This is a genomic window from Capnocytophaga sp. G2 (genome assembly GCF_035282625.1).
Lineage (GTDB): Bacteria > Bacteroidota > Bacteroidia > Flavobacteriales > Flavobacteriaceae > Capnocytophaga.
The window spans coordinates 1-13,136 of the sequence record NZ_JAYKBU010000016.1 but is presented as its reverse complement, the minus strand read 5'-3'; the positions used below and the strand labels follow the sequence as shown (position 1 = coordinate 13,136).

At 36.7% G+C, this 13,136-nt stretch carries 13 protein-coding genes; 6 read left to right on the top strand and 7 right to left on the bottom strand.

Annotation, left to right across the window (positions count from 1 at the left end):
* Nucleotides 1–149: 149 nt before the first annotated feature.
* From VJJ03_RS09325 to VJJ03_RS09310, 4 genes are read right to left on the bottom strand one after another with little or no spacing between them, the layout of a single operon-like run.
* Nucleotides 150–872, bottom strand: coding sequence for a hypothetical protein (locus tag VJJ03_RS09325; protein ID WP_323975187.1), 723 nt, complete (start codon nt 870–872; stop codon nt 150–152).
* 40 nt (nt 873–912) lie between these two features.
* The gene (locus VJJ03_RS09320; RefSeq protein ID WP_111972243.1) at nt 913–1,296 is read right to left on the bottom strand and encodes a VOC family protein; all 384 of its coding nucleotides are present in this window, start codon (nt 1,294–1,296) and stop codon (nt 913–915) included.
* Between the two features lie 24 nt (nt 1,297–1,320).
* Nucleotides 1,321–1,770 carry a GNAT family N-acetyltransferase gene (locus VJJ03_RS09315; protein WP_323975185.1) on the bottom strand — a complete coding sequence of 150 codons (450 nt, stop codon included), beginning with the start codon at nt 1,768–1,770 and terminating at the stop codon, nt 1,321–1,323.
* A complete protein-coding gene (locus VJJ03_RS09310) occupies nt 1,767–2,747 on the bottom strand; it encodes an HlyD family secretion protein (RefSeq protein WP_323975183.1) in 981 nt (326 codons plus the stop codon). The genes VJJ03_RS09315 and VJJ03_RS09310 overlap by 4 nt, the downstream gene beginning before the upstream one ends.
* A gap of 219 nt (nt 2,748–2,966) precedes the next feature.
* On the opposite strand from VJJ03_RS09310, the gene VJJ03_RS09305 reads away from it, so the two are divergent.
* Together VJJ03_RS09305 and VJJ03_RS09300 are read left to right on the top strand one after the other, a co-directional pair.
* Nucleotides 2,967–4,211, top strand: a complete 1,245-nt coding sequence (locus VJJ03_RS09305; protein ID WP_323975181.1) for an ABC transporter permease — start codon at nt 2,967–2,969, stop codon at nt 4,209–4,211.
* A gap of 142 nt (nt 4,212–4,353) precedes the next feature.
* A complete protein-coding gene (locus VJJ03_RS09300; RefSeq protein WP_323975179.1) occupies nt 4,354–5,598 on the top strand; it encodes an ABC transporter permease in 1,245 nt (414 codons plus the stop codon).
* 11 nt (nt 5,599–5,609) lie between these two features.
* On the opposite strand, the gene lpxK is transcribed toward VJJ03_RS09300, so the two are convergent.
* Genes lpxK through VJJ03_RS09285 form a run of 3 tightly spaced genes read right to left on the bottom strand, consistent with a single transcriptional unit; the run spans nt 5,610 to nt 9,713 of the window.
* Nucleotides 5,610–6,623 (bottom strand): tetraacyldisaccharide 4'-kinase, encoded by a 1,014-nt coding sequence (gene lpxK / locus VJJ03_RS09295; RefSeq protein ID WP_323975177.1) that lies wholly within the window; start codon nt 6,621–6,623, stop codon nt 5,610–5,612.
* Between the two features lie 27 nt (nt 6,624–6,650).
* On the bottom strand, nt 6,651–8,672 hold the full coding sequence (locus VJJ03_RS09290; protein ID WP_323975175.1) for a recombinase: 2,022 nt from the start codon (nt 8,670–8,672) through the stop codon (nt 6,651–6,653).
* A gap of 45 nt (nt 8,673–8,717) precedes the next feature.
* Nucleotides 8,718–9,713, bottom strand: a complete 996-nt coding sequence (locus VJJ03_RS09285) for a BtrH N-terminal domain-containing protein (RefSeq protein ID WP_040358506.1) — start codon at nt 9,711–9,713, stop codon at nt 8,718–8,720.
* Nucleotides 9,714–9,829: 116 nt separating this feature from the next.
* Here VJJ03_RS09285 and VJJ03_RS09280 point away from each other — a divergent pair, with 116 nt between their 5' ends.
* From VJJ03_RS09280 to VJJ03_RS09265, 4 genes are read left to right on the top strand one after another with little or no spacing between them, the layout of a single operon-like run.
* On the top strand, nt 9,830–10,474 hold the full coding sequence (locus VJJ03_RS09280; RefSeq protein WP_009746338.1) for an MBL fold metallo-hydrolase: 645 nt from the start codon (nt 9,830–9,832) through the stop codon (nt 10,472–10,474).
* The gene (locus VJJ03_RS09275) at nt 10,474–11,667 is read left to right on the top strand and encodes a heparan-alpha-glucosaminide N-acetyltransferase domain-containing protein (RefSeq protein ID WP_416377852.1); all 1,194 of its coding nucleotides are present in this window, start codon (nt 10,474–10,476) and stop codon (nt 11,665–11,667) included. Before VJJ03_RS09280 ends, VJJ03_RS09275 begins: the two co-directional genes overlap by 1 nt.
* 14 nt (nt 11,668–11,681) lie before the next feature.
* Entirely contained in the window at nt 11,682–12,347 is a 666-nt protein-coding gene (locus VJJ03_RS09270; RefSeq protein ID WP_009746336.1) for a TrmH family RNA methyltransferase, read from the top strand.
* Nucleotides 12,344–12,958, top strand: a complete 615-nt coding sequence (locus VJJ03_RS09265) for a viroplasmin family protein (RefSeq protein WP_009746335.1) — start codon at nt 12,344–12,346, stop codon at nt 12,956–12,958. Before VJJ03_RS09270 ends, VJJ03_RS09265 begins: the two co-directional genes overlap by 4 nt.
* Nucleotides 12,959–13,136: the final 178 nt, after the last annotated feature.

Here is a 13,136-nt window from a genome sequence, read left to right as displayed (position 1 = left end):
ACGTTCTGTTACTATTTTCTGTAATTGCTGGTGCAAAATAGCTCGTGAGGAGAACTCAGTAGCCAACTCAATTATCGCTATAGTGTTGTGACAATTTGTAAATCATTCTTATGTCAATTAGTCAATTTAATAATTCAATATTAAGTTACTCACTCGAGAAGGAAAGAATGTCTTTCTTCTTCAGAAACTAAAATAGGATTGTATTCCTTCATTAGTTCTTCAAATTCTTCATCTGAAAGAAGAGCAGTATAATCTTGGTAATGTATCAAGGCAGTTAAAAGATTATTTTTTTTAACTTGTATAGCTTTGTAGGTAGTGAGTTTACGGCTGTAAATCTTCTCAATTACTTCAACTTGTTTCTCAGTAAGGTAAGGGCGATGTGTACGGAATAAATTAGCAATGTTTTCATAAAAATCACCCAAACAAATAGGAGCTTTTGTATAAATGCTATGTACCATTGATAGCATCCCATAAAAGATGAAATTTTGCAAGTTATCCGCTAAAATCTCAGCAGAATCAAAGTCGTACCAGTCCTTTACGATAACAGGAGGTTGCTCTGGTTTTTCTCTATTATAGAAAAAACAAACATCTCCTGCACATTCTGAAGCAAAAGGCACCAAAAGATATTCAGCTTTAATTCCTCGTTGAGATTTATAATCTTCTATTAAATTTACAATCTCTTCTGCATCATCCAATGCCATAAATTGATCTCTAAATAAAAGTAATGGAGGATTCTTTTTTAACTCAGGAAATATATTTTTCCACCAACCTTCTTGCCAGCGAATATCCAACATACTATCTTCCCAAAGCTGATAGTATAACGTTGGGTATTTGAAATGATAAGTTTGTTCTATTTCTTGTAGTGTTATCATAGGAGTTAGGTGTCAGCCAAGCCAAACTATTAGACAAAGTTTAAATCGTAATCTCCACCATATTGCCATCAGGGTCAAGAATAACGCTTTCGTAATACCCATCACCTGTGGTACGAGGAAGACTAAAACACACATAGCCTTCATTTACGATTTTCTGAGTAAGCGCATCAACTGCTTCTTTACTCCCTACACTGAAAGCAAAGTGTATAAGCCCTTCATTCATTATCTTGTCCAAACGTTCACTAAGATTGGGACGCCACATAATTTCTAAGCGAGCTCCACTATCAAAACTTAGAAAGTAAGTATGCAAGTCCGTTTTAGGATTATGGTACAACTCGTTTGATTTTGCCCCGAAGAAAGTCTCATAAAAGGCTTTAGATACTTCCAAATCTTTTACATATAAAGCGATATGATCTATTTTCATAGTGATAATTTATTAATGAGCCAATTAAGCAGTTTTTACCATTTTGTATTTCTTCCTTTCTCCCTCTACAGTGGCTACTACTTTAAAACCAAGTTTTGTATAAAGACCTTTAGCTATGGGGTTGTCATCAAATACATTTAGGCTAATAGAATGAACTCTTTTATCCTCAAAAAGCATTGCGATAAATAACTGCATTGCTGAGGTGCCTAATCCTTTTCCTGTAAGCGAAGGATTGATAAGAAATCTACCAATATGTACATTGCTCCCTTCTACTCTTATTTGCTGAATTATCCCTATAAAACTACCCTCTGCCTCAATACGATAACAATGAGACAAAGCATTGAGTGCTTCCATTGTAAGAGGATAAGGCAAAGCATCTCCTGCCCATTGTTGCAAGAAATCAGCTCCTTTGCTATTTGTCCAATGTATAATAGCTTGCTTATCTTTAGTTGATAGCCCTTCAGTTATTCTCATTTTTCACTTACTAATACCGACATTCCGGGTCTTAAATCCTTTACTTTTTGAGTAGGGTAGGCTTTGATAGCAAAAGTTTTCTTGTCGAAGTCGCCTTTGCTTTTGGTAGCTGTCCAAGTGGCGAAATCAGCTTGTACGGCTATGTGTTTTACTTCCAATTCTATCACTTGATTGGCAAGAGCGGGCACGATGCCTTTGAATTTAGTGCCTATCTTGAAATCTGCCATTTTATCTTCGCGTATGTTGAACACCACCCACTCGTCCTGAGTATCGATGAGGTTCATCACAGGGTAACCCGCATTCACGATTTCGCCTTCGTTGGGGATAATAGTTTGTATCTCAGCATCGGCAGGGGCAAACACTTTAGCACCATCTTTATAGGCATTTACCTCAGTAATGACCCCTTGTGCTTGGGCTACAAGGGCTCGGGCAGCGGTTTTATCTTCTACACGAGCTCCGTTTTTCGCCATTTCGTATTGTGATTTGGCTGCTTCGGCTTGTTTTTGTAAGGCAACCATTTGGGTATAAGCCTCGTCTTTCTTTTGAGCGGGCAATACCTTATCGTTATAAAGGTTGCTCACACGCTGATAGGTTTTTTCAGCGAGCTGGGCAGCCGCTTCGGCTTGTTGCCATACATTGTAAGCCCCTTGAATCTGTTCGCTACGAGCACCGCGTTGTGCTTTGTCGGATTGAGCTTGTGCTGCCAAACGTGCCGCTTCGGCTTGAGAAAGTTTGGCATCGAGTTCAGTGCTTTCGAGTTCCAAAAGGAGGTCGCCTTTGTGCACTTGGTCGCCTTCCTGCTTGTAGATAGCTTTCACCCTACCAGGTACTTTGGGGGCAACGTTGATTTGTTTGGCTTCTACTTGTCCTTGCAAATACACAGGTTCGCGATTGCTAAAGAAGTAGATAGAGAGAATAAGAACTACCGCAAATACAGCGATAGTGATAATAAGACCGATGATATTTTTATTTTTCATAGAATGAATAATTAACGCTGCAAAAGTATTGAAGTTTTATTAAATAAAGCCTCTTTCATACGTTAAAAATTTTAATCTATCTTAAATTCGTAAAACAGACATTCTAAAAAAAATGTATTTTTTTCTTCGGATAATTGCCATAAAAGTGGTAACTTTGCCCTACTAATAGGAGATATTTTTCTTTTTGACCGAAAAGCTAACAAACAACTGTAATATCTTATGGAAACATTGCGTGAAATTATTCATTCTATACAGCAAAACAAAATCCGTACTTTTATGTCCGGCTTTGGGATTATGTGGGGGATTTTCATTTTGGTACTCCTCTTGGGGGTAGGTAAGGGAGTAGAATATGGGGTGCAAGACCTGCTTAAGAGGTTTGCCTCCAAGACAATATTTATTTGGAGTGGGGAAACCTCCATGAAGTATAAGAACATGCAAGAGGGAAGGCAGATTTTCTTCAACAAATACCTCTTGGAAGATATCAAGCGCAAGTTTCCCGAGATAGAAGGACTTTCTCCACGAACAACTATTTCTAAAAATGCTATTTTTGGAAAGAAAAATTACTATACTTCTGTCACAGGAATTACACATGATTATTGGTCTTTCTCAAGTTACAAGATGATAGAGGGAAGCCGCCCTTTCAATCTTATGGATGACAAAAAGGCACGTAATGTGGCTATTATAGGAAAGAAGGTTGCTACCAAGCTCTTTCTTAACGACAATCCTTTGGACAAGCTCATTGATGTAGGGGGAGTGTATTACCGCGTGATAGGAGTGATGAAAAATGATGATATGATTAGTCAGCAAGCAGAATCAGAAATCTTCGTACCCTATCCCAGTTTTACCCGTAATATCCAAGATACTCCCGATATTTCTTCCTTTGGCTTCTATTTGCGTGATGATGCACAAATCTCTGTTTTAAATTTTAAGAAGAAGATAGTCAACTATTTGGCACGTACCCTTCGTTTTGATGAGGATGATCCCAATGCCATCTATGTACAAGCATTGGAGGAACAGCTTTCCAGTATCAATAGTATCTTCACAGGGATCAGTGTCTTTATCTGGATCGTAGGGGCTTGTTTCCTTATTAGTGGGATGGTGAGTGTAACTAATATTCTATTTATTGTAGTCAAGGAGCGTACCAATGAATTTGGTTTGCGTATGGCCATAGGAGCTACTCCTTACCATATTACCATACAAGTACTCTTGGAAGCACTGATTATTACCTTAGCTTCGGGGTTGATAGGGATGTTCTTGGGGGTAGGGGTACTTAAAGTTATCAATATGGTTCTTACGGCTACGGGTGGTATGGGCTTACTGAAAACTACAGAAATAGATATGGGTATTGCCTCCTTGGCAGTCTTTATTATGGTGCTTTCGGGTATCTTTGCAGGTACTTTCCCAGCACACAAAGCATCCAAGATAGAACCAGTAGCTGCTATGCGATATGAGAATAGAGGGTAAGAAGGAGTGAAGAATAGGTGAAAGGGGGCGAAAAAAATCTTACTTTTATTCGGATATTTTCTCAAAAAGTAGTAACTTTTCCCTACCAAATAATATTGTGTTTTGCAAAGAAAAGGATAAACCAACTAATAACTACAATATCGTGGAAACATTGCGTGAAATCATTCATTCTATACAGCAAAACAGAGTCCGTACTTTTATGTCCGGCTTTGGGATTATGTGGGGAATTTTTATCTTGGTACTCCTCTTGGGGGTAGGTAAGGGAGTAGAATATGGGGTGCAAAATCAGCTTAAGAGCTTTGCCCCTAAGTCTATTTTCGTTTGGGGAGGGGAAACCTCTATGAAGTATAAAAATATGCAAGAGGGAAGGCGAATTTTCTTCAACAAATACCTCTTGGAAGATATCAAGCGAAGATTTCCCGAAATAGAGGGACTTTCACCAAGAACTTCTGTTTCTAAAAATGCTATTTTTGGGAAGAGGAACTACTATACCTCTGTAACAGGGCTCACCCATGAGTATTGGTCTTTCTCCAACTTCAAGATGATAGAAGGCAGCCGCCCTTTTAATCTCATGGACGACAGAAAAGTGCGCAATGTGGCTATTATAGGGAAAAAGGTGGCCACTAAGCTCTTCCTCAATGACAATCCTTTGGACAAACTCATTGATGTAGGAGGGGTGTATTACCGTGTGATAGGGGTGATGAAAAATGATGATATGGTGAGTCAAAGAGTTGAATCAGACATATTTGTACCTTTTCCGAGCTTTACTTGCAATATTCAAGATGCCCCCAATATGTCTACTTTTGCGCTCTATTTAAGTGATGATGCACAAATCTCTATCTCCGATTTTAAAATAAAAATAACCAATTACTTGGCACGTAATCTGCGTTTTGATGAAAGTGATCCTAATGCGGTCTATGTACGCGCTTTCGAGGAAGAAATATCTAGTGCTAATAGTATTTTTACGGGTATCAGCATTTTTATTTGGATAGTGGGACTATGTTTCCTTATTAGTGGGATTGTGAGTATAACTAATATTCTATTTATTGTAGTCAAGGAGCGTACCAATGAATTTGGTTTGCGTATGGCCATAGGAGCTACTCCTTACCATATTACCATACAAGTACTCTTGGAAGCACTGATTATTACCTTAGCTTCGGGGTTGATGGGGATGTTCTTGGGGGTAGGGGTACTTAAAGTTGTCAATATGGTTCTTACGGCTACGGGTGGTATGGGCTTACTGAAAACTACAGAAATAGATATGGGTATTGCCTCCTTGGCAGTCTTTATTATGGTGCTTTCGGGTATCTTTGCAGGTACTTTCCCAGCACACAAAGCATCTAAGATAGAACCAGTAGCTGCTATGCGATATGAGAATAGAGGGTAATAAAGAATCTCCTATGATCGCTTATTATTTGAGATATAGCTTTTTATAATGGTATTAAAGTCCTCTTGAGCGGTTTCTGATAGGAAATAAGTTTCAATGGGAAGATAAAAAATTTCAGGAAGATACTCTGATAACCGAACAAAATCCTTTTCGGTAGTGAGGATCTTCCTTTTTTCTTGCAAAAATTGTATTTCTTTGGCTGAAAAATGGTGATGATCATTGTATTGCAAATGCTCAAAAGAAGCATTTTCTCCTTTTAGAAAATGTACTAAAGGAAGGGGATTAGCAATTCCTGTTACCAAAGTAAAGGGAGTTTGTATAAAATTAGTTAGAGGAATCCTATTATCATTATTTGTATATACCATTTCACTATAATGAATCCCTGTGAAAAATACTTTTTGATAGGGAAAGGGATTGAGTTCCTTAAGGATCTTTTGTTGTTCTTCCTTGGAAAGAGAAGGACATTTGGTAACAATAATAACCTGTGCCGCTTTTGAACGTTGAGTTACATCTCTGAGGTTGCCAACAGGGAGCAGAAAATCTTTTGTATACAAGGTAGGGTAGGAGGTGAGTAGTAGTGTAAGCCCTGCTTGAACTCCTCGATGTTGCATAGCATCGTCCAAGAGAATTACCTTTGGGGTGTAATGAGCTAATAAAGTTTCTATTCCTGTAGTGCGACTTTCACATACAGCTATTTTGCTTTGAGGAAATTTGTGATGAAACTGATAAGGTTCATCTCCTAAGCTTAAGGCAGAGGAGAGGTTGTTTGCAAGAGAAAAACCTCTGGTCTTGCGCTTGTATCCACGGCTTAGGATAGCTACATGTTCCTCCCCAATAAGGCGTACCAGGTATTCAATCATAGGTGTTTTCCCTGTTCCTCCTACGGCTAAATTTCCTACACAGATGATAGGAAGCGGATAACTTTTGGACTTGAGCAGATGATGATCATATAGAAAATGACGCAAACGAACTCCTAATCCATAAAGGAAAGCAAAGGGGAAAAGTAAATATCTCAATATTTTCATAAGGTTATTTGATAGAAAAGAGGAATTCTACAGTAGTTTCTTTTTTTGTTTAGGAGGAAAGATAAAACTCATAGGGGCTTTTTTCAAATGTCTGAAGACGGCTTTAATAAGAGAAAAGACTTCCGAAGAAGGGATGTTTCTTGAACGGAATGCTATCCAAATAGAGAGTCCAAAACTAACAATAAAATTGATAAAACCAACAATGATTAGCCCAATAAAAATCCATATCCACATACTCCAAATCAGATAAAAATGTGTACCATAGAGTCCCATAGCTATATTTCCACTAACAAAGGTAATGTGACGGATATCCAGGTCAAGCCCCAAGAAACTTCCTATAGAGAAGGTACTGCCCATAAATACCCCAAACCAGAAGTTGGAGATAATACCAGGATACTTATGTGCTATCCAGAGTCCTAATTTTTTAGATTTTGAAGTGCCAATCATTCGTTTTAAGAAAGGATGTTCTTCTATACGATAGGCAATTTGGTTATGTTTTTGATTATTAGAAACATTCCCCGCAATAATTCCTGAAATGAAGAGAAAAACACCAGCAATAGCCGCATGTAAAATAAGTTTGGAATGGGTAGGACTGGCATCGGAAAGCAATTTCTCCCAACTATGAGCTACAATATTTTCCCCCAAGAACTTGTCTATTCCCCATACAAGTAATAGGGCAACCCCAAAAGCTATAATAACATTCCCTACGAAAGCAATAAACTGAGAGCGCCATAAGCGAGCAAAGAATTCAGCAAATTCACTGTGCTTATCTTCTTCTTTACTTTGTTTCTTCATCCCTTCTTCCACTACACGAGCCACTGTAGTTGCTGTCATAGAAGGTTGTTTGGTGGCTAATGCGGAACCTGTGAGATAGATGAGGATAAAGCCAAAGGCATAGTTCATACTATAAAGAAAAGCATGTCCAAATTCACTAGTATCTACCTTATGGAGGAGTATCTTGAAAATACATAAGAAACCAACAATAAATCCTGCACCAAGACTTGCTCGTAGCATCTTAAAGTAGTCTTTAGCTGTCTCAGTGATATATTTCTCTCCGGTAGAGGCATTGAACTGAGTGATTTCATAGGCAACTGTTTGGGTACTTTCCTTGATAAAGGAGCGAATATTATTCTTATAGCAGTTATATTCTATTAGTTTGAGTGCCATACAGATAGTGTTATCTATCTTATCTTTTTTGGTATTGACAACTAACAAATCTATAAGTGTTTTTACCCGTGCTAATTGTTGGTTAATACGAAGAAGTCCCTGATTGACTCGCATGGTAATTCCATACTTAGAAGTATTTTTATAAGCATGTTGTACAAAATCTTGACACTGACGAAAAAGTACCATAAGTTGCTTATAATTGATGTTATTCTCTTGGAGAGGTTCCCCATGAAGAAGATTTTCACGTACTCCTTCAAACTCGCGTTCAAAGCTCAAAAAAGGACTTTCTAAATATCCATATTCAGGTACCATATAGATAATATCCGACTCCAATGAGCGACCACTCATACGCTGGGTAATAAGCCCAATAGCATTACACAATTGATTAAGCCCGTAAGATGAAGTTTGTTCAGAAGCAAAAATATCCGTAAAATTTAACAGTTCAAACAAGGAACGATATTCATTATGATCTATCTTTTCAAGCCATATATAATCAGAAGCTCTATAAAATACTTGATTTAGCACATATTGCAGTGTGTCCTTTTCAGGTTGAAAAGGAATGAATTTTTCCATGATACGTTTTCTTAATTCATAGAAAAAGCTAGAATCTTGTAAAATACCTACTTCGGATATCATTCGCCCAAAGTGACGATTGGAAAGTAAGTTCTTAATATAATCTGATAGAATCCTACAATGGGAAGGATGCTCCTGTAGGTAGCCAATAAGTTCTAACAAAGAAATAGTATGGCTTGCTCTTTTAGGGCGGAAATAACGAACTAAATCATATAATAAATGTAATTCATTATGAGGAAGAAGCGCTTCTCCCTTTATATGTGTTTCAAAGACTTCTTTTACACTATATTGTTTTTTTGTTTTTATCATACAAATGGATAGTTTTTTACAGTACAAAAATAGATAAAATAGTGATTATATTTCCTTTTTAAGTTTTTTAAAAAAGGATTTTTCACGTTGAGCTATTAAATATAATCTTTGTGAGATATCCTCATATACATTGAGCGTATTATTACGATTCTTGTAGAGACGAGCTATCACTACGGCAAAGTCACGCCAAAGGTCTCCTATCTGAGTAATTTCTTGTGAGAGTTCTTTCAATCTTTCATTTTTTAGAATCTCAGAGGCTTCCTGTAAAAAGGCACCATAGATAAAGCGAAATCCACCTCCTCCTGTACCAATTTCTTCCTGCATACGTATCATTTGAACAAGATAATGATTGGTAGTTTTATTTCCTAATTTTTTTTGCCATTTTAGAATGTCTTTGCTTACACGTTCTATTGCTTTTACCCCTACAATAGGTATAGGGGAGAGCATCCAATTGCAAGTGTTCTTAATTCCTTGAACAATAGCTTTTTCTAAGGAGAAAGATTCAGGTAAATGAGTTGGGTAGTATATATGCCCCTTGGGGGACAAGACGCCTTTGGCAAAACGTACTTTCTCGAGCTCCTGTGAACTTAGTTGGGTAGGGTGTTCTATAACAGGATCACTAATAAGATAAGTATCCCCTTTCTTACCATATACAACAAGGTTGTGCGCATTAAAGTGAAAACGGTATTGATCGGGAAAGTAGGGAAGATGAAAAACTCCTACTTGCAACCCTACGGGGATTCCTTTTTGAAGGGTTTGGTCTAAAACTCTTTGAGCTGTTGCTTTTGAGGAAAATTTTTGTCTTTTTATCTGAAATCCTAAACGCTTTGCCACTTTTGAAAAAATCTGTCCAGGCATGGTACGGTAGCTAATGACAGGTGCTTGATTGACTTTTATCCAAGGAAAATAAAAAAATAAGAGACCAGAACCAATTCCAAAAACCATAGGCTCACTAATATCTAATCCATAGTATTTCAATAAATTAGAAGCAACTCCATTCTCACAGTGAGCAGATTGCTTGTGTTCAAATTCTAATTGCATATCTTGATAATAGGGGGCAAAATTACAAAATTTTTTTTAAAGAATAAGGTATTGGTAGTATTTCTAAAATATAGTATCTTTGCACGCAAAAAATATACATAGTTATTATAGTAAAAATGCTTATTTTACAACAATTTACATTTAATCCGTTTTCAGAAAACACCTATATATTATATGCTCCTCAAGGAGCAGCTTTCCTTATAGATCCAGGCTGTTTTAGCCATAGTGAGGAAGTTATGCTGAGGGATTTTATTAAGCAGAAGAAACTTACTATTGAGAGAATTTTGCTTACTCATGCACATATTGACCATGTTTTTGGTTTGCAATGGGCTTATGATACTTTTTCTGTACCTATTCATCTGCATGTTGCAGAGAAGGAAGTATTAGAGAGAAATCCTCAAGATGCACGACTTTTTGGTTTTGACTTCCCTGCCTTTGAAGGACAGTACACATTTATAGATGAAAAAACAACTTTGTCCCTGGAAGGGATTCCTATTACTATACGTTTTGTACCAGGACATTCGCCCGGAAGTATTGCTTTTTATATAGAAAGTCAAGCAATGATTATCTCTGGAGATGCCCTATTCCATAGAAGTATAGGACGTACAGACCTCTATAAAGGGAACTACCAACAACTCCTTACGAGCATTCGTACTCAGTTGTTTTCCTTACCTGAGCAAACTCAAGTGTATAGTGGTCATGGTATGACCACTACTATAGGAGAGGAAAAGCAACTTAATCCTTTTTTACAAGCTAATTAATGATGAAACCAACTACTTCACGATTAGTCTTTATTGATGTCATTCGAGCTTTTGCTATTTGCATGATGCTTGAGGGACATTTTATTGATGGCTTATTGGCTCCTGAATATCGTGATGAAAACAATTTACTTTTTGCTACATGGCTTTATATTAGGGGGATGACAGCTCCAGTATTCTTTACAGTTTCAGGATTTATCTTTACTTATTTGCTTATTAAAGAACAAAATCCGGAAAAAATGGGGTGGAAACATATACGTGTACAAAAAGGAATTCGGCGGGGAATTTCACTTATTATCATTGCTTACTTGCTAAGGACTAATTTGTTCAATATCTTTTCTGATTATACAGATATGAATGTCAGAATGGTAGATGTGCTTCACTGTATTGGGTTATCTCTCTTATTCCTTATTGCTATTTATCTATTTACTTATAAAAGAAGAGGGTACCTTCTGCCTATTATATTATTAGGAATTACTTTTGTTTTATTTGTTTTTGAACCTATTTATGGACATCTTACATACCAGTACTTACCTATATTTGTAGCTAATTATTTTACAAAGATTAATGGATCTGTATTTACTATTTTCCCATGGTTTGGCTATGCTTCTTTGGGAGGGTTTATGGGTTATTTATTCTATAAAAACAGAGCATATCCTCATCTTTATCGTAATGCTATTCTATGGTATATTATATTAGGGATAATTCTATTGTTTTTTCCCTTATGGATTGGAAAGATAGCTCAAATGATGCATTCACATACATTACAGTTAATTGCCAATGGAGATTATCTAATAAAGCGAATAGGAAATGTGCTTCTCTTCTTTGCTATTTTTATGTTATTGAGAGGAGTTACTACTTCTGCTCGTTTGCAGAAAGTAGGTCAAAATACACTTACTGTATATGTTATTCATTATATCATTCTCTATGGTAGTTTTACAGGATTAGGGTTATATCGTTTCTTCTATCATAGGCTTTCACCCTGGCAGGCAGTGATAGGCGCAATTCTTTTTATCTTAGTAACTATCTTTTTCACATTTATTTATACTAGGAAAGAAGCTTTAATAGATGAAAAAATAGATTTTGTAAGCGAAAAAATATTACTCTTCTTCAAAAAAGCAAACCAATATACAAGAATCCTTTTTTATAGAATAAAGAATAAAATTGTATCGTTTTTTTGTAGGCAAAAATATTAAAAATATATGGTATTATGATTGAAGAACAACATTTGCTTACTTATTTAGAGGGGTTCATTACACAGGAGCGTAAGGAACGATTCTCCCAAATACTTGCACAAAGGACTCAGTACTTTACAGTAGCTATAGAGGATATTTTTCAAATGCATAACACAAGTGCGGTAGTCCGTACTTGTGAGGTCTTTGGAGTACAGACAACTCATATTATAGAAAAAAAATATGGAAAGCGCTTAGATTCCAAAATTGCCATGGGTGCTGAGAAATGGGTAACTATTAAGCGCTATTCTAACACACAATCCTGTATAGAGGAACTTAAGTTACAGGGCTATAGAATAGTGGCAACGGTTCCTGCTCCTTCAGCAATTCCTTTGGAACATTTTAATATTGATGCTAAAAGTGCTTTCTTTTTTGGTACAGAGAGAGATGGACTTTCTCAGGAGGTAATCTCCCAAGCAGATGAATTCCTTACAATTCCTATGGTAGGGTTTACAGAAAGCCTTAATATTTCAGTAAGTGTAGCAATAATTTTACAGTATCTTACTAATAAATTGCGAAAATCTTCTATTAATTGGAGACTTTCGAAAGAAGAAGAATTATTATTGCAATTACAGTGGACAAAAAACTCTGTCCGTAGCCTTACAGATGTCTTATCCCGATATTATTCAACAAAGAAGTTATGACGAAAAAATACTATGTTGTATGGAAAGGATATCAAGTAGGTGTGTTCTCCTCTTGGGAAGAGTGTAAGAAAAGTATCTCAGGCTATCCTACAGCCAGATATAAGTCATTTCCTACTAAAGAATTAGCTGAAAAAGCTATTAAGGAAGATTATAGTCTCTATTGGGGTAAGAAGGAGGTTAAGCCTATATTTACATACGAGGAATATAACCCTAACAGTATAGCAGTGGATGCCGCCTGTAGTGGTAATCCTGGCACTATGTATTATCGAGGAATAGACCTTACTACAGAGGAAATTCTCTTCTCACAAGGTCCTTTCTTACAGGCAACAAACAACATAGGGGAATTCTTAGCTATTGTTCATGCTCTTGCCCTATTATCACAGGAAGAGGGGGAGCGTATTATTTATTCTGATAGTAAAATAGCTATTTCTTGGGTAAAACAAAAAAAATGTAAGACCAAGCTTGTTCCAGAGCATGCCAATAAGAAAGTTTTTGACCTGATCGCTCGTGCGGAGAAGTGGCTGTATACCCATAGCTATCGCAATCCAATCCTTAAGTGGGAGACCCAACTTTGGGGAGAGATACCGGCGGATTATGGGAATAAACGATAAAATAATATTCTGGCGAGCGAGAGATTGACTAAAAATTTCTATCAGTTCCTCAGATATTAGGAATTAGAAGCAATAGTCAAGGATAAGATATTAGAGTAGTGTTTCCCGCCGCTAACCGTTAATATTAAGTTAAACTTTAAATAATAAGAGATTATGGATCAATGAGATGAGAGATAAC